General features: G+C 49.1%; 14 protein-coding genes. 10 read left to right on the top strand and 4 right to left on the bottom strand.

Annotated elements, in window-relative coordinates; translation table 11 throughout:
• Positions 1–25 precede the first annotated feature (25 nt).
• From kdpA to ACQ5BJ_RS21535, 8 genes are all read left to right on the top strand, one after another.
• Complete coding sequence (gene kdpA, locus ACQ5BJ_RS21570) at positions 26–1,705, top strand: potassium-transporting ATPase subunit KdpA (protein ID WP_430112316.1); 1,680 nt, start codon at positions 26–28, stop codon at positions 1,703–1,705.
• A gap of 94 nt (positions 1,706–1,799) precedes the next feature.
• Positions 1,800–3,809: a potassium-transporting ATPase subunit KdpB gene (gene kdpB / locus ACQ5BJ_RS21565; protein ID WP_430112443.1), complete on the top strand. Its 2,010-nt coding sequence runs from the start codon at positions 1,800–1,802 to the stop codon at positions 3,807–3,809.
• Positions 3,810–3,906: 97 nt separating this feature from the next.
• Positions 3,907–4,491, top strand: a complete 585-nt coding sequence (gene kdpC, locus ACQ5BJ_RS21560) for a potassium-transporting ATPase subunit KdpC (protein WP_005547162.1) — start codon at positions 3,907–3,909, stop codon at positions 4,489–4,491.
• A 9-nt stretch (positions 4,492–4,500) separates the two neighbouring features.
• The gene (locus ACQ5BJ_RS21555) at positions 4,501–6,870 is read left to right on the top strand and encodes a histidine kinase (RefSeq protein ID WP_430113418.1); all 2,370 of its coding nucleotides are present in this window, start codon (positions 4,501–4,503) and stop codon (positions 6,868–6,870) included.
• A gap of 251 nt (positions 6,871–7,121) precedes the next feature.
• Positions 7,122–8,066: an ABC transporter ATP-binding protein gene (locus ACQ5BJ_RS21550; protein ID WP_005547166.1), complete on the top strand. Its 945-nt coding sequence runs from the start codon at positions 7,122–7,124 to the stop codon at positions 8,064–8,066.
• Entirely contained in the window at positions 8,059–8,766 is a 708-nt protein-coding gene (locus ACQ5BJ_RS21545) for an ABC transporter permease subunit (protein WP_005547168.1), read from the top strand. The genes ACQ5BJ_RS21550 and ACQ5BJ_RS21545 overlap by 8 nt, the downstream gene beginning before the upstream one ends.
• 6 nt (positions 8,767–8,772) lie before the next feature.
• Positions 8,773–10,158, top strand: coding sequence for a GldG family protein (locus ACQ5BJ_RS21540; RefSeq protein WP_430112440.1), 1,386 nt, complete (start codon positions 8,773–8,775; stop codon positions 10,156–10,158).
• Complete coding sequence (locus tag ACQ5BJ_RS21535; protein WP_268622186.1) at positions 10,155–11,201, top strand: DUF4340 domain-containing protein; 1,047 nt, start codon at positions 10,155–10,157, stop codon at positions 11,199–11,201. The genes ACQ5BJ_RS21540 and ACQ5BJ_RS21535 overlap by 4 nt, the downstream gene beginning before the upstream one ends.
• A 97-nt stretch (positions 11,202–11,298) precedes the next feature.
• On the opposite strand, the gene ACQ5BJ_RS21530 is transcribed toward ACQ5BJ_RS21535, so the two are convergent.
• The gene (locus ACQ5BJ_RS21530) at positions 11,299–12,309 is read right to left on the bottom strand and encodes a ketoacyl-ACP synthase III (protein WP_430112313.1); all 1,011 of its coding nucleotides are present in this window, start codon (positions 12,307–12,309) and stop codon (positions 11,299–11,301) included.
• Between the two features lie 319 nt (positions 12,310–12,628).
• Between ACQ5BJ_RS21530 and ACQ5BJ_RS21525 the strand changes: the two genes are divergently transcribed.
• Positions 12,629–13,471 carry a YhcN/YlaJ family sporulation lipoprotein gene (locus ACQ5BJ_RS21525; RefSeq protein WP_430112311.1) on the top strand — a complete coding sequence of 281 codons (843 nt, stop codon included), beginning with the start codon at positions 12,629–12,631 and terminating at the stop codon, positions 13,469–13,471.
• Between the two features lie 245 nt (positions 13,472–13,716).
• A complete protein-coding gene (locus ACQ5BJ_RS21520; RefSeq protein WP_005547175.1) occupies positions 13,717–13,941 on the top strand; it encodes a helix-turn-helix domain-containing protein in 225 nt (74 codons plus the stop codon).
• Positions 13,942–14,217: 276 nt separating this feature from the next.
• Here the strand turns inward: ACQ5BJ_RS21520 and nagA are convergent, their stop codons facing one another.
• From nagA to ACQ5BJ_RS21505, 3 genes are read right to left on the bottom strand one after another with little or no spacing between them, the layout of a single operon-like run.
• Entirely contained in the window at positions 14,218–15,396 is a 1,179-nt protein-coding gene (nagA, locus tag ACQ5BJ_RS21515) for an N-acetylglucosamine-6-phosphate deacetylase (RefSeq protein WP_430112308.1), read from the bottom strand.
• Complete coding sequence (gene nagB / locus ACQ5BJ_RS21510) at positions 15,389–16,117, bottom strand: glucosamine-6-phosphate deaminase (RefSeq protein ID WP_268621098.1); 729 nt, start codon at positions 16,115–16,117, stop codon at positions 15,389–15,391. The genes nagA and nagB overlap by 8 nt, the downstream gene beginning before the upstream one ends.
• An 8-nt stretch (positions 16,118–16,125) precedes the next feature.
• Positions 16,126–16,983: a MurR/RpiR family transcriptional regulator gene (locus ACQ5BJ_RS21505; RefSeq protein ID WP_163978770.1), complete on the bottom strand. Its 858-nt coding sequence runs from the start codon at positions 16,981–16,983 to the stop codon at positions 16,126–16,128.
• Positions 16,984–17,089 lie beyond the last annotated feature (106 nt).

The following is a 17,089-nucleotide window of genomic DNA, read 5'->3' as shown; positions in this document are numbered from 1 at the left end:
CATTAGAGAAGGGTGGAACGGAACGATGAGTGCAATCGAATGGATCGCCATTGGAATTACCTTATTGCTTGCCTTGGCGATAGCGCGTCCGATCGGAATATATATGGCAGGGGTGTTTGATAATAGCGGAGCTCCAAGACCGCTGGACTCTGTATTTGGGCCGATAGATCGATTTTTATTTACATGTTTCGGCATTAAGGACAAATCGCAAAGCTGGAAGGCATACGCCTTTACGGCAGTTGCCACCAACGTGCTGATGATTGTGGTGACATATGCAATATTCCGCCTTCAAGGGGTATTGCCGCTTAATCCGAATGGGATTCCGGGCATGGAACCGGGAGTGGCATTCAATACGGCGATCAGCTTCATGGCGAATACGAACTTGCAGCACTACAGCGGTGAAAGTGGGCTGTCCCTGCTGTCGCAAATGATGGGCATTATTTTCTTAATGTTCACGTCTCCTGCTACAGCTCTTGCGGCAGTGATGGCGATTATTCGCGGTTTGACTGGCAAACCGCTCGGCAATTTCTTGGCAGACCTTGTACGTTCGATTACGCGTATTTTCCTGCCAATTGCGATCGTTGCCAGTGTGCTGTTCATCTGGAATGGGGTACCGCAATCCTTAAGTCCAATGGAAAGTGCAGTAACTGTTGAAGGAGCAGAGCAGCACATTCCGCTTGGCCCTGTAGGAGCTATGATGTCGATTAAGGAGCTTGGCAACAATGGTGGCGGCCACTTTGGAGCGAACTCTGCTCATCCATTTGAGAATCCGAATGGTGTGACGAATTTAATTCATATTTTACTCATGCTAATGCTGTGTACAGGACTTCCATTTACCTACAGCCGTATGGTCGGCAACAAGAAGGAAGGACGAGTTCTATTCGTCTCGATGGCGATCCTGTTCCTAATTATGCTTAGTTCCTCTCTTACGGCGGAATATATGGGGAATCCGGTATTGAACGCTGCGGGATTAAGCGGACCTGGCAGCATGGAAGGGAAAGAAGTACGCATTGGCGTTGCTCAATCCTCGCTATATTCGGTCGTTACGACTGCATCAGAGACGGGCGGCGTCAATAATATGCATGATACGCTGACACCGCTTGGCGGCTTGATCCCGATGGCGAATATGATGCTGAACACCGTATTTGGCGGTGTTGGTGCAGGCTTTATGAATGTGCTGCTGTACGTTATGATTGCCGTATTCCTATCCGGTCTCATGGTCGGACGAACACCTGAGTTTCTGGGACGCAAGCTGGAAAGCCGGGAAATGAAGCTGCTGGCAGTTACTTTGCTGGTGCATCCGATCCTGATTCTTGTACCGACTGCGATTGCAGTTGCTACACAGGCGGATACGCTGTCCAATCCAGGGTTCCATGGATTGTCTCAGGCGTTGTATGAGTTTACGTCCTCGGCTGCGAACAATGGTTCCGGCTTTGAAGGGTTGGGCGACGCAACACCATTTTGGAACATTTCCACAGGGATCGTCATGTTCTTAGGGCGCTATGTATCGCTCATTACTCTGCTGGCAGTAGCCGGTTCGATGGCGAAGAAGCAGCCGATTCCGAATACAAGCGGTACGTTCCAAACGAATACGGCGCTGTTCGGTATCGTATTTGTCGGCACAGTGCTTATTGTAGGTGCTCTGACGTTCTTCCCGGCAGTCGTGCTTGGACCGGTCGCAGAACATCTGACGTTGTGGAAATAAGGGGGAACGGAAAATGAGAACGGAAAAACAGATGAAAACACCCGCACCATATGAACCGGCGCGCAGACATACTACAGATACGAAGGAACGGAGCATGTTCGAAGGCAGCTTAATGCGGGCAGCCTCGATTGATGCGCTGCGAAAGTTTGATCCGAGTCAGATGGTTAAAAATCCAATGATGTTCATTTGCGAGGTAGGCTTCGTCATTACGCTGCTGCTTACATTCGCACCAGATGCATTTGGCTCGCCAATGCCGCGTTGGTTCAACGGCACAGTCAGCTTCATTTTGTTCATTACAGTGTGGTTCGCCAACTTTGCTGAGGCTCTTGCAGAGGGTCGGGGCAAGGCACAGGCAGATTCCTTGAAGCAAGCGAAGCGGGATTTATGGGCTAATAAAATTACGGAAGCAGGTACGGTTCGCGTATCCTCATCCGAGCTGCGCAAGGGAGATGTCGTAATTGTTCGCGAAGGGGAAACAATTCCTGGAGATGGTGAGGTAATCTCTGGATTGGCCTCTGTTGATGAATCGGCGATTACGGGAGAATCTGCTCCTGTATTGAAAGAAGCAGGCGGGGATTTCTGCTCTGTAACGGCCGGAACGAAAGTGATCAGTGATGAGATTCGTGTTCGAATTACAAGCGACCCTGGAGAATCGTTCCTGGATCGGATGATTTCGCTTGTAGAGGGCGCACAGCGCAAGAAGACACCAAATGAGCTTGCACTTCATACCGTGCTTGTCAGCTTGACGCTTATCTTTTTGGTCGTTGTCGTTACGCTGCCTATATTCAGTAACTATTTGCAGGTTGAATTGAATGCCGGGGTACTGATTGCCCTGCTGGTCTGCTTGATTCCAACCACGATTGGCGGCTTGCTGTCCGCTATCGGGATCGCTGGTATGGATCGCGTAACCCGCTTTAATGTCATTGCAACATCAGGCAAGGCGGTTGAAGCGTGCGGGGATATTCATACGATTATTTTGGATAAGACAGGAACCATTACGTTCGGTAATCGTTTGGCTCATGAGCTCATTCCGGTTCAAGGCGTGAGTGTGAATACCTTGTCTGAATGGGCGGCAGTTGCCTCCCATCATGATGAAACGCCTGAAGGGCGCTCCGTCGTGGATTGGGTATCCAAGGCAGGAATTACGTATAATGCTGAGCTTGCTGTCCAAGGAGAATTCATCCCTTTCAAAGCGGAAACGCGCATGAGCGGTGTGGATTTGAAGGATGGACGCTGTGTGCGCAAGGGAGCTGTCGATGCGGTGAAACGCTGGGTTATCGCCCAAGGAGGTACTGTGCCTCAGGATTTGGATGCCAATTCGAATGCGATCGCTTCTGCCGGCGGCACGCCGCTGGCGGTAGCCGTAGGACGTGACATATATGGCTTAATTTATTTGAAGGATACGGTGAAGCCCGGGATGCGGGAGCGGTTCGAGCAGCTTCGCCGCATGGGCATCCGTACCGTGATGTGTACAGGGGATAACCCGTTGACGGCGGCGACGATTGCGCGGGAAGCTGGTGTCGATGACTTCATCGCGGAGAGCAAGCCGGAAGATAAGCTGGCGCTTATTCGCAAGGAGCAAGCGGAGGGCAAGCTTGTAGCAATGACTGGGGACGGTACGAATGACGCTCCTGCGCTGGCGCAAGCCGATGTCGGCATTGCGATGAACAGCGGTACGGCCGCAGCGAAGGAAGCTGCGAACATGGTTGATCTCGACTCTGATCCGACGAAGGTTATTGAAGTGGTGTCTATCGGCAAGCAGTTGCTAATGACGCGCGGTGCTCTGACGACATTCAGTATTGCAAATGATGTAGCGAAATATTTTGCGATTATACCCGCAATGTTTATGATTGCCATCCCGCAAATGTCTGCCCTGAATATAATGGACTTGCATTCGCCAGTATCGGCCATTTTATCGGCACTTATCTTTAATGCCATTATTATTCCGTTATTAATTCCGTTGGCGGTCAAAGGCGTCGCCTATAAGCCGATGTCATCGGCTAAACTGCTGCAGCGTAACTTGTTCGTGTATGGCTTGGGCGGGCTGATAGCTCCTTTCGTCGGCATTAAGCTGATCGATCTGATTGTGGGAATGCTGGTGTAGCATCGGCTTGGGTGTTTGGCGGCAATGACATAGATAGAGAATATTGTTGAATATATGATTTCGGGTTCGATCAAGGAAGAAGAGAGGATGAACGAACATGGGAGAGCGTATGAATATTGGTGGAGCGATGGTACGGACGACAATCGGTCTACTGCTGCTGTGCGGACTAGCTTATCCATTTGCGATGACGGGGCTTGCGCAGGCGGTCATGCCGAAGCAGGCGAATGGAAGCATGGTATACAATGAGAAGGGGCAATTGCTAGGCTCGAAGCTGATTGGACAGAATTTTACAGAACCGCAATATTTTCATGGACGAATTTCGAGCATTGGCAATGATGCTGCCGGCTCTGGTTCGCCGAACTACGCTCCATCAAATCTAGCTCTTCAGGAGAGAGTAGTGAAGTCGGTTGAGGAATGGGGCAAGGTGAACCCAGATGTAGCTGCAAAGCCGATCCCGCAGGATTTGCTGACGAACTCCGCGTCTGGTCTTGATCCGCATATCACACCGGAAGCGGCGCGCGTACAGCTGACTCGTGTAGCGAAAGCAAGCGGTATTTCCAAGGAACGGTTGGAACAATTGATTGAGAAATATACGGAAGGCAGGGACTTGGGCGTATTTGGACAGATGCGCGTCAATGTATTTATGCTTAACCTGGAAGTGCAGCACGAAATGAAAGGCTAGGTGTCGGCTGTGAATGAAGGGGATGAATATCGTCGGCAGTCGCCAGAAATGATATTGCGCATGCTGGAGCAAATGAAGCGGGGGAGACTCCGTATTTTGATGGCCGTTGCTAGTGGAGCGGGCAAGACTACGCAGCTTCTGCTTGAAGGATGGAATTGCACCAAGCAAGGGCTTGATGTCGTATATGGGACAGCGCTGCCAACACAGGAGATATGGTCTGAGGTAGGATTGGATGCAGGCGGAGAAGAGCCTCCCCTTAAAGCAATAGCGATGATCGCATGGCAGAAGGATGGTCTGCATCGATACGATATCGATGTGGAGGCGATTACGGCACGGATGCCCGATGTTGTATTAATTGATGGGCTGGCTCATCGTAATCGAATGGCTGCCTTGCGTCCTACAAGGCTAGAGGATGTGCGGGAATTGCTCAGACGCGGCATCAGTGTCATTGCGACGATGAATGCCTATGAAGATGAAAGTGTTCAAGCGGCGGCCAAGAAAATGACAGGGGTCGTCAGCGAATGGACCGTACCAAGTGAGGTGTTGAAGGAGGCAGACGAAGTCCGCCTCCTTGACGTGTCTGCGGAGTCTTTAATGGAGCGCAGAACGTATGGGCAGCTTAGAGGCAAGGGTCATTCGCGGAAGCACCGGGCAGAAGAACGCAGCCGAATCAGCATCTTGCGTGAGCTTGCACTGCGAACGATGGCTGATCATGTGAACGGTTCTCTGGAGCAGCATCGAAATGAGCTGGGGCTTATGGGGCCATCGGGGGCATCCGAACGAATTCTTGTTCTCGCGCAATTCGGCTGGAATGGCTCGATATATGTTCGAAGAGGGCAGCAGATTGCTAAGCGGTTGAACGGGGAGCTTTATATTGTGACCTTTGTTCAGCCGGATATGGAATTAACGACGGAGCAGGCTGCTTTTCGCCGTTCTCTGAAGAAGATGGCCATGAAGACTGAAGCGGTATGGGAGGAGATTCCTTCGCGCTCTCGCCGCGATATGGCCGCTGCATTAGCTGAGTATGCGAAGATTCATGGCATCACGCGCTTTGTACTCGGCCACTCTCGTCAGACACGATGGCAGGAGTGGTGGAATGGCTCGCTAATTGGGGCGCTGCTAAGACGCATTGAAACGACAGACTTGTTCCTGATCGCCGATCATTCACTCGTGAAAGGAGAGCGGATACTGCCTGCTCGCCTAGCTGCATCGGCTGAGGCGGAGCCGCTATTTAAGCGGGTCACGGAGCAGCGGATTCAAGAGAAGGCTGCTGGCTTGAAGCGGGGAAGGCTCAAGGTGATTATTGGTGCAGCACCCGGCGTAGGCAAAACGTATCATATGCTGCAAGAAGGCAATCGGTTGCTTGAGCAAGGGGTTGATGTCGTTATTGGTCTGCTGGAAACGCACGGCAGAGCTGAAACGGCGTCTCAAGTAGGAGCACTGACAATCGTTCCGCGCAAGCGTATTGCGTATAACGGCAAGATGCTGGAGGAGATGGATACAGAAGAACTGCTTCGCATTCATGCCGAAGTCGTGCTCGTTGATGAGTTGGCCCACACGAATGTACCAGGAAGTATGCGCGCCAAGCGTTATGAGGATGTATTATGCTTGCTCGAAGCGGGCATATCCGTGGTCACGACAGTCAATGTCCAGCATCTAGAAAGCTTGAATGACGCGGTAGAGCATTTGACCGGGGTACGTGTGCGCGAGACTGTGCCTGATATCGTGCTTCGGCAAGCGCGGGAAATTCAATTAATAGATGTAACTCCCCAGACGATACAGGAAAGAATGCGTGCTGGGTTGATCTATAAGGCGGATAAAGTAGAGCAAGCCTTATCGAACTTCTTCCGCGTTCCCAATCTGATCGGCTTGCGGGAGCTTGCGCTGCGAGAGGTGGCTGACGATGTCGATGAGCGATTGGAATCGTGGGAGCGAAGGGCACTGTTCCGCGGTCCATGGCGGAGGCAAGAGGTGATATTCGTCTGCATTGGCCCTGACGTGCGTCCAGAAGGACTCGTTCGGCATGGATTTCGGATTGCTCATCGCCTGAAGGCCCCCATGCATGTCGTTCATTTGCCGGTTGCACCCTGGGGGCAGCGCAAGATATCTGTTGTTTTGGAGAGGGAAATGTCCGAAGTGCGGGCACTGACCGAGCGGCTTGGAGGTACGTTCCACGAGCGCGCGGCAGTGACGCGAGGAAAATGGGCTGAGTCGGCTGTACAAATGGCCGATCAGCTTCGTGCCAGTCAAATTATCGTAGGTATGCCAATCCGCTCCCGCCGCTGGGGCAGGCTGGGGGCAATGGAGGCACTGATGCGCCAGGCAAGGCATATGGATGTACTCGTCCTCTCTGAATGGGAGGATTTGCGAACGAAATAACGACTATGAAAATTACAGGAACTGCGTATGATGATCATGCTTCCCATATAAACTGAATGAATCATAGCCGTAAGCGGGCTATGATTTTTTTATTCACAAATTAGACACAAGTTTTTAAGTTGCCTTTCAGCCTATTTTCAGCTTGCTTTAGAGTTGGATCGATAACATGGAAGTAACGATTCATACAGAGGCGTACTTTATGCTTGCTGGCGAGGTACGCCTTGTATCAAGTCTGAACAAGGGGGATTATGATGCTGGAAGTGAAAGACGTCAGCAAGCTGTACAGCGAACGTCGAGGTGTTCACCATATCGACTTCTCTATGGCTCGCGGCGAAGTCGTGGGTTTTCTCGGCCCTAACGGCGCAGGGAAGACAACGACGATGCGAATGATAACGGGTTATTTGCATCCGACAAGCGGGAGTATTTCGATTGATGGCATTTCCATGGCGGATCATGGGGAACAAGCGAGAAGCAAGATAGGTTATTTGCCAGAAACGCCGCCGCTGTACCCAGATATGACGGTGAAGTCGTATTTGCGCTTTGTAGCAGATATTAGAGGCGTATCAGTTCGGGAGCGAAGCAAACGAATGGATGAGATGGTAGTCAGATTAGGCTTGCAAGGGAGAGAAACTCAGACTATTCGTGGGCTGTCCAAGGGATACAGGCAGCGGCTGGGATTGGCGCAGGCCATCATTCATAAGCCGGAACTGCTTGTGCTTGATGAGCCCACATCTGGTCTTGATCCGAACCAAATTGTCGAGATACGCCAGCTTATTCGTGAGTTGGGAGAGCAGCATACGGTACTGCTAAGTACACATATTCTTCCGGAAGTGAACGCGCTGTGCAACCGGGTTATTATTATTCACCAAGGGCAAATCGTTCTAGACGAACTGCCTGAACGGGTGGGAGCGGCGCTAGGTCAGGAAACGAAACTTCATCTAATCGTGAAGGGCCCTGCTTCAGAGGTAGTAGATGCGGCAACAAATGTGCCGAAGATTGCTCATATTGAGTCTGAAAGCCATGATCAAGAGGTTCATCTTTGCATAACCTCGACAGAACAGGCGGATGTAAGGGAAGCCCTATTCTTTGCTTTGGCGAATGCAGGGTTCCCAATTCTCGAAATGAAGCGGGAATCAACAAGCCTGGAAGATGTGTTTACAAGATTGACGACAGAGGAGGAGTCTGGGGATGCGTAGATGTAGCGCGATATTTCGCAAAGAAATGCTTGCATATTTCACATCGCCGACATCCTATGCGGCCTTTGCGGTGTATGTGCTGATTTCCGGGATTATGTTCTATTTGAATTTTGTGTTGTTTCAGCCGAGTATCGTTGACTTCCGGCTTGTAACGGGTAATACGACTTTTATGTATATCTTTGTCGTCCCCCTGCTGACGATGCGGCTATTCGCAGATGAGTTCCGCCATGGTACAGATGAACTGCTGCTCACTTCACCTGCGCGAATAAGTGAAATTGTGCTTGGCAAATATGCAGCGGCATGTGTCTTAATGGTTGTACTGGTCGGATTTAGTTTGGTCTATCCATTTGTCATGTCGTTCTTTGGAAAATTGGACATGCCTGTGCTGATGACTTCAGTACTTGGCCTGCTGCTGCTAACGATTGCCATGGCATCCATTGGCTTATTCGCATCTGCACTGTCTGAGCATCAGATGGTAACTGCCATTGCCGCATTCGTGATCCTGCTGATGTTCTGGCTGTTAGATTCCGTATCGTCATCTGCCGTCGGCGATTGGATTGCTCCTTTTTCGATGAACAACCGGCTGCAATCCTTTATGAAAGGGGTACTGAATGGATCCGACGTACTCTTTTTCCTAACACTTGCGCTTGTGTTCGTTGTGCTGAGCATCCAAGTGCTTGAAAGAAAACGGTGGAGGTAACGAATGATGAACAAATGGCTGCGAAGAACGAATGCGGTTGTGCGATCGGCTGCCGTTCTCGGAATATTTGTGTTGTTGACTTATTTTTTGCAATCGATGACGGGTTGGCAATGGGATGTAACGAAGAACAAGTCTTTTACACTGTCCGAGCAAACGACTACGGCTTTATCTTCGATCGAGGATAAGGTGAATTTGAAGCTGTTCTATACGCCGCAGGATGATGCTGTGCTTGTTAGGGAGGTTGCTGACATGGCGGAGCAGTATGCGAAGCGGAATAAGCATATTACGTTCGAGCAGATTGATTTAATGAAGGAACCATCCTTAGCTCAGCAATATGGGCTAGCAGGGAGCTCCCTTGTGTTCGAGCGCGGGACGAAGCGCAAGACGGTGGGATTGTATGAAATGTTCAGCAGTGGTGAAGGATACGGGGCTTATCGTTTCAGTGGTGAGGAAAAAATGACGCAAGCAGTAAGAAGCTTGACCAATGATCATAAATCGACAGCTTACGTACTGTCTGGACATGAGGAACTGCCGTTATCGCAATTATCTGCACTTCGCTCAAGTCTGGAAGAGGACAATATTCAAGTGAAAGAACTGAACCTGTATCGAGAGGGCGCAATCCCGCAAGACGCGGATATTGTCATGATGCTGGGAGCCAATAAGGATATAACGGACAAGGAAGCGAAGCTGCTGCAGCAATATGTGGACAACAAAGGGAAACTGTACATTGCGCTCGGCTTCAATCCGGACATGGCTAAGTCGTGGAAAAATATCGATGGTCTGCTGAAGCATCTAGGTGTGACAAACAAGCATGCAGTCGCTGTCGAGCCGAAGAAGAGCACGCTGTATGATCCTTTTACAATTGTGCCTGAATACGGAGAGCATGAATTAACATCCAAGTTGTCGCAATATAATTTGCTTACGCTGCTTACACTTGGCCTACATTTGGATGCAGTGGGAACGGATAAGCTAAAGGTGGAGCCTATCTTGAAGACTTCCGCCAACTCCTATGGTGAAACAGATATTCCTCGCCTTATGCAGGAGGGGAGTGAGCGTGATGCTAAGGATATTGCGGGCCCATTGACATTGGGAGCAGCTGTGACGACTGCAGATGGGAAGCCGAAGGCAGTCATTGTCGGTGGTTCCAGCTATGTTGAGGATCAGAATCTCTATACGCAGGGCAATCGTGATTTTGCATTGAACAGCATGAACTGGCTGCAAGGCAATCAAGATCAAGTGACGATTCGTCCACGGGAAAATGAAGCGTACCAAATCGCCTATCTCACGCCTGGGCAAGGTAAAACGATACTTTGGACGACAGTTATCGGCTTCCCTGTACTCCTGTTAGGGATCGGAGCTGCATTATGGTGGAGAAGGAGAAGGGCTGCATGAACAAGAATACGCAAGTAAAGAAGCTTATTCCAACCTTGCTGCTGGTGCTCGTTTTTATTGCCGGCTATGTATATGCTTCTTCTCATGATTTCTTCCGTAGTAAGAAGGAGGATACATCCGTGTCGCTCTTATCGCTACAGGAGCAGGACGTAAATTCTTTTACAATAACAGGAGCGGAAGACGGCTCTAAGGTATCGTTTCACAAGAAAAATGGACAATGGGGGATGACTGAGCCTAACGCATATCCGCTCAACACTTATCCAGTACAGGATTGGCTTTCTCTTTTGACGAAGGCGAAGGCAGAGTCTGTCGTAGAGGAACAGGCCGATCATTTAGAGAAATACGGTCTGGATCAGCCAGCATGGACGTTTGAGGCAATCGGTGCAGACGGAGCGAAGTATACGATCAAGATTGGCAATGAATCGCCGATTTCGGGCACCTATTACGCTTTGGTGAATGATCAAGGCAAGGTATATCAAGTCTCGGAATCCGAATGGTCGGGACTGAAGCGGAGTACGTATGATTTCGTGCTGAAGGAGCCGATTACCTTTCCGCTTGAACGTGTAGAACAGTTCGTGTGGAGCTATGGAGGCAAGACCTATACATTGAACCCATTGAAGGAATCCAAGCCTTCACAAGCGGATAAAAAACAGGATACAACTACAGTAGGTGAGGGGAAATCCGATCAAGCTGAACAGACAGAGCAAACCGAGCTGGATTGGCAGCTTCAGGGCAAGCCCATTACGGAGGATAAGGCTTCTGTGCTTATGAATCAGTTTCGGGATTGGTCTACGAATGAGCTTCCGAAGCAAAAAAAAGAACTTTTGGGCGGAAAACCCCGCAATCCGGATTGGAAGCTCGAACTGTCCTTAAAGCCTGATGAGATCAGCTCAGCGGAGAAAAAGAGCTATGAAGGGTATGTAATAGGGGATAAGGTATGGATCATCCCTCAGGGCGAAGCATGGGCCTTTGCTGTTCCGAAGAATGCGTTTGACGAGACATGCAAGGCCTGGATAGACTCTAGAGTGGAAAAAGCAAAATAGCGTAGTTGCACTTTATAATAACCCGGCTATGAAAAAACATAGCCGGGTTATTTGTGCAGGATTCATTTTAGTAGGGAAACTGGGAAATCACAAATGGTCACGTCCGTAATTCTGGCCAGCGCATCAGTAATATCGACTGCGAAAAACCCCCGCCAAATCCGTACAACAAGGTGAGTGCTCCTGGAGTTAGACGTCCGTCACGTAATCCCTCAGCGATGGCTAGCGGGATACTGGCTGCGGATGTATTACCGTAATACTGAACACTTGTGAGGGTACGCACCAGCGGAATCCCACTGCGTTCGCAGATTGATTCGATCATCCGCAGATTAGCGCTGTGTGGCACAAAGATATCAATTTGCTCTGCTGTATATCCAGTATCATGGAGCAATTTTTGGATGCCTGCAGGAACTTGGCGGAGTGCCCACTTCAGAACTTCACGCCCGTTTTGAACTAAAGTGCTGTCAGGCTTCATCTCTACATCGCCAATCCGATCGGCGACAGCCTTTCGATGCAATATTCCGCCTAAATCTCCTGTCGTCAATGATCCAGAAGCAAGGAAACAAGATTGCTGCTCAGCAGTGCCAGCCTCCAGAAGAATCGCTCCAGCCCCATCTCCGAACAAGATGCAGGTGCTGCGATCCGCATAGTCAACCGTACGGGTCAGAACCTCTGTGCCAATCACCAATACTTTCCGATGCATGCCCGCATCAATGAGTCCTATTGCCAATTGCATGGCACTAACAAAACCTGCACAGGCATTCGATATATCCAGTGCCATTGCATGAGGAATGCCAAGTCTACCCTGAATGATGCCAGCCGTGCTCGGGAAGAAGGCGTCTGGTGTTGATGTAGCTACAAGCACCGCATCAACCGTATGGAGATCAACATGATACGTGTCGGCGAGATTTCTAGCAGCTTCGTAAGCAAGATCGCTGGCATAGGTTCCTTCATCAACAATACGGCGTTCAATCATGCCCGTTCGTTGAACAATCCACTCATGATTCGTATCGACCATTTGCGACAGATCCTCATTCGTTAAACGGCGTTCAGGCACAAAGGTACCAAAAGCTGTGATTTGGGCTTTCGTATGAAGCTTAACCGTTTGCATATGGTATATCCTCTCCTAATCAATGATGGGGTATAGGCTGAATAATCCGTTTCATAATGAGGGCTAGTGAAATTGTGAAATAAAATTAGTACCTGGTACTATGTCCTAATACTAAAATAATACGTTTCACGTTAATTATTGTCAATCCAAGCTTCTGTTCTCATTAGTATTATCCTAACATACCTCATTCTGTTAAAAGCTTCATGATGAAAGTCAAGGAGTGGAATTATCGGAAAAACCTATCGGCATAACATTAGAGCGTCGGCGCATGCTAAAGTTGGTGGCACCCCAATTATGAACTGAACAAGGAGGAACATTGATGCAAGCAAAAGCAGTTCTGCTAACGTTGACGGCAGCATTAGTGATGACAATGGGGATTACAGGTTGTGGAAATAGAAATATGTCCACGAAGAGTGTGCGCCAGCATAATTATGATGGCATAAATCCACTTGGAACGGATCATCGTTACAACGCGAACCGTTACAATACGAACTTCCAAGGCGACGGTTTGCGCTCTTACAGCAATGATTTCGGCCCAGACGGTTACCGTTCTAACAACTACAACTACGGCAACGGTACTTATCGCAACTACGGCTACAATCGCATGGATGGCTTTAATCGTATGGATGGCTACAACCGCATGGATGGCGGCCGCTATGGAGCTCATTCGGTAAATAAAATGGAAATGAGCCAAAAGATTGCAAACAAGCTGACATCCGTTAAGGGTGTAAAGTCGGCACATGTTATGTTGACGAACAATAACAATGCTTATGTTGCTGTAGTTACGGATCACACAACATCCGGCATGAAGAGCAAAAGCCACCCAGCCGGCCGTGGCCCGCGTCCATACTCTGCAGGGAACTTGGGTGCATATGACGGCACACCTGCTGGAAATGATAATGTGTCTACTTCTGTCAAAGAACATATTGCCAACGTTGTGAAGAAAGAAGCTCCAAACTGCAATAATGTGTATGTATCTGCGAATCCAGACTTCGTCAACCGCATGAATGATTACAGCAAGCAAGCGGCTGCCGGACATCCAATCGCAGGGTTTACCAATGAGTTCCAAGAACTGGTGTACCGTTTGTTCCCAACAAATGCTGCGAGCCAATCTTACAATCAACCGACTCGCATTCATAACATGGCACCAGGAACTCGCTAATTTTCGTTCCGAACGGACTTCATTCCTCACAACTGCTGAGGACGGAGTCCTGTTTACATATTCGCACATAAGGCTTAGCATTCGTCATGCAAGCGGAATTATACGTGAAATGCATCTTTCCACCACATAAGTAAGCCCATTTTTGAGCAGTACCGCACCAAGTGTAATGACCCTTCATAGTATAAATTTGACTGTATCCCTTAACCTTGTTAAATTACAAAAACTCGGGCAAGGAGGGGTGACACTTGAAGGGTAGCGATCACAAAAATAAGTTTCTACTGACTAATCGTGAGCGCGAAGTTTTTGAATTATTAGTTCAGGACAAAACGACCCGTGACATTGCGCAGCAGTTATTCATCAGTGAGAAGACCGTTCGAAATCATATTTCGAATGTGATGCAGAAATTGAACGTAAAAGGTCGTTCGCAAGCGGTTGTCGAGCTAATCAAGCTTGGGGAGTTAAAAATCTAACAATAAGCTAAGCCCATCGCCCTGACAATTCAGCCTTCTGGAACATATCGCTTGATGTGGGAAGAAAGGTTCTCTGAGAGTAGGTCCGAATGACAGACTCGGATAGATTCGAGCGTATATCCATGCTGCAGTAAAACGAGCATCGTGGCCCATACGCTTTATTTTTTGTTCCGATGGTCATGCCCTGCAATCAACAAATGGCTTCCCGAAGTACGATGATGCGCATCGATCGGGAAGCCATCTTTTTTTCCTATAGGCTTGTTTTCTAAAAATAACTTACATATGAGTGCTGCCCTTCACCCATACGCGTTCGATATTCAAATCAGCATCTGTCCATACTAAGTCAGCTTGTTTGCCAACTTCGATGCTGCCGGTAAAGCTGTCGATTCCGATTTGCTTCGCAGGATTCAAGCTTGCAAGACGCGATACTTCATGCAGCGGAAGTCCTGTGAATTGAATCATATTTTTGACAGCTTGAATCATCGTAAGCGTACTGCCGGCGAGCGAACCGCCCTCAGTCAGGCGGCATACGCCTTCCTTCATCGTTACCGCGAGGCCGCCCAGGTCATACTGGCCATCTGGCATACCTGCTGCAGACATAGCATCTGTAATCATTACAAGCTTGCCGGAAGTCTTCGTACGACTTAGCATTTTGATACAAGCCGGATGCACGTGAATGCCATCAGAAATGATCTCAGCTGTAATTCGGTCATCTGTCAGCACAGCGCCTGCTACACCTGGATCGCGGTGATGAATCGGCGTCATGGCGTTAAAGGTATGAACCGCTTGATTCAAGCCTGCATTTGCTGCGGCTGTTACTTGGTCGTACGTTGCGGCCGTATGCGCGGCTGCAGCATTTACGTTGTGAGCGCGCAGCCAGCGAATGGCTTCTGTGGCGTTGGCGCGCTCAGGAGCAAGGCTGACCTGCTTCATTAATCCAGGGAAGCGTGCATGCCAATCCTCGAACCAATCAATTTGAGGGTCGATCATGTAGATTTCGTTCTGCGCTCCCTTGTACTTCGGATTCACGAACGGGCCTTCCAAGTGAACGCCTGCCAGTTGAGTGTATTTCATACCTTGCTTCATATAAGCATCAACGGCTGCCATAACCTGATCCAATGCTTCATGAGATTGCGTCATGGAAGTAGCAAGCATAGCCGTTGTACCATGCTCCATATGGAACTTCGTAATCTTATTATAGGATTCAGCGTTAGCATCCATGAAGTCTGCGCCGAAGCCTCCGTGAATATGCAAATCGATAAAGCCAGGGAGCACCCAGCCGCCCTTAGCGTCTACACTTTCCTTGCCCCAAGCATCTTGCTCGGGCTGTGGCAATTCCGACCACTTTCCAATAAAGGAAATCAGACCATCTTCTACCCGAACGACTCCGTCATACAATACGCCGTTCGGTGTTACGACATTTGCATTGGTTAAGGTAAATGTTGAATTAGTCATGGAAATGTTGTGCAGCCTCCTTATCAAGCAGAACTACTACATTCGGATGAGTTTGCAAGAGCGATGCCGGTACTTCAGTCGTAACCGGGCCTTTAAGCGCACGATGTACAATGTCCGCCTTGTCCGCACCGCGAACGACGAGCATAATCATTTTCGCCTTCAGGATCGATCCTACACCCATGGTTACCGCTTGGGTAGGAACCTCATCAATAGAATTGAAGAATCGTTTGTTTGCTTGTCGCGTTTCTTCCTTCAATTGTACGAGATGTGTACCTGCATGCAGGTTTTGGCCTGGCTCGTTAAAGCCGATGTGGCCATTGTGGCCGAGGCCGAGCAATTGAAGATCGATAGATGCGTCAGCGAGCATCTCATCATACTGCTTGCACTCTTGCTCCAAGTCAGCTGCATTTCCGTTCGGTACACGAGTGTTGTCCTTGTTGATATCAATATGGTCGAACAATTGCTTGTTCATGAACGACATGTATGATTCCGGATGACCTTCAGGAAGGCCTACATATTCATCCAAATTGAAGGAACGTACATTTTTGAAGCTAACATGCTTTTTCTCATTCAAGCGAATCAGCTCTTGGTAGATGCCGATTGGCGTACTGCCTGTAGCTAAGCCGAGAACGGCGTTTGGCTTCGTTTGAACCAGGCTTGCAATGATGCCTGCACCAATTTGGTTCAATTCTTCATTCGTTTGGAAAGTCAAGATGTTCATTAGTAGGTTTACCTCCCTTTATCTTTACGGTACTTGCGTACCATGCGATACGACTGCTCAAGCTTCGGAATATGATCATCGAATTTCTCACTAACCATTCCGGCGAACAAGATATCGATGATGTGCAACTGTGCGATGCGTGAAGCCATATCGCCTCGGCGCATGCCCTCCTCCAAGGAGGAGGCGGATAAATTAATATCGGCCAGGGATGCTAGGCGGTTGGCGCCGACCTTCGTAAGTGAGATAGTCGTCGCTCCGCGCTCCTTCGCGCATTGCAAGGCATCAATCGTTTCTGGTGTTTCTCCGGAATAGGAAATGGCGAACGCCACATCCTGCTCATTCAAATTGGCGGCAGATGTAATCTGCATATGCGGGTCAGAGAAGCAGGTTGCACGCTTGCCTACGCGAATCAGCTTCTGATAGAAATCCAAGGCTACAATGCCGGATGTCGCCATCCCGTACAGATCGATCTGTCTTGCCGCCTGGAAGGCGCGCATGGCACGTTCCAGTGTGATCATGTCTAACAGCCGCGTCGTGTCGGATATCGAGCGAATATGATTGGACTCGATGGCCGTAACAATATCGCGCAGCGGATTGCCTGCGATAATGTCCTGATAGGAGAGTGGAGTGGATTGCTGTGCCATATCGGCTGCCAGCTTCGTTTTGAAATCCGGATAACCCCGAAAATGAAGGGATTTGCAAAATCTAGTGACGGTTGCGGGTGAAGTGCCGGACTGTTCAGCCAGCTCCGTGATGCCCATCGTCACTACATTACCCGGAAATTGCAAAATATAGTCCGCCACTTTGCGCTCCTGCGGATGGAAATCCTGAACCTGCTGCCGAATCGCGTGCAATATGCTAGACAAAAACAATCATCCTCTTACATCAATATGGTGAAAATAATTTTAGTGATAAATCTCATAATCATGAAAATAATTTCAATATCATCATAGTCAATCTATAGGAGAAACA

It is taken from the genome of Paenibacillus sp. B1-35 (genome assembly GCF_050474385.1).
Classification (GTDB): domain Bacteria; phylum Bacillota; class Bacilli; order Paenibacillales; family Paenibacillaceae; genus Paenibacillus_B; species Paenibacillus_B alvei.
This window is presented reverse-complemented; position numbering and strand designations above follow the sequence as displayed.

What these genes read in the sequence shown, in the direction of transcription:
- ACQ5BJ_RS21540 (WP_430112440.1), top strand. Translation starts at nt 8,773, where the DNA reads ATGAACAAATGGCTGCGAAGAACGAATGCGGTTGTGCGATCGGCTGCC.
- kdpA (WP_430112316.1), top strand. Translation starts at nt 26, where the DNA reads ATGAGTGCAATCGAATGGATCGCCATTGGAATTACCTTATTGCTTGCC.
- ACQ5BJ_RS21535 (WP_268622186.1), top strand. Translation starts at nt 10,155, where the DNA reads ATGAACAAGAATACGCAAGTAAAGAAGCTTATTCCAACCTTGCTGCTG.
- ACQ5BJ_RS21530 (WP_430112313.1), bottom strand. Translation starts at nt 12,309, where the DNA reads ATGCAAACGGTTAAGCTTCATACGAAAGCCCAAATCACAGCTTTTGGT.
- ACQ5BJ_RS21545 (WP_005547168.1), top strand. Translation starts at nt 8,059, where the DNA reads ATGCGTAGATGTAGCGCGATATTTCGCAAAGAAATGCTTGCATATTTC.
- ACQ5BJ_RS21550 (WP_005547166.1), top strand. Translation starts at nt 7,122, where the DNA reads ATGCTGGAAGTGAAAGACGTCAGCAAGCTGTACAGCGAACGTCGAGGT.
- nagB (WP_268621098.1), bottom strand. Translation starts at nt 16,117, where the DNA reads ATGAACATCTTGACTTTCCAAACGAATGAAGAATTGAACCAAATTGGT.
- kdpB (WP_430112443.1), top strand. Translation starts at nt 1,800, where the DNA reads ATGTTCGAAGGCAGCTTAATGCGGGCAGCCTCGATTGATGCGCTGCGA.
- ACQ5BJ_RS21525 (WP_430112311.1), top strand. Translation starts at nt 12,629, where the DNA reads ATGCAAGCAAAAGCAGTTCTGCTAACGTTGACGGCAGCATTAGTGATG.
- nagA (WP_430112308.1), bottom strand. Translation starts at nt 15,396, where the DNA reads ATGACTAATTCAACATTTACCTTAACCAATGCAAATGTCGTAACACCG.
- kdpC (WP_005547162.1), top strand. Translation starts at nt 3,907, where the DNA reads ATGGGAGAGCGTATGAATATTGGTGGAGCGATGGTACGGACGACAATC.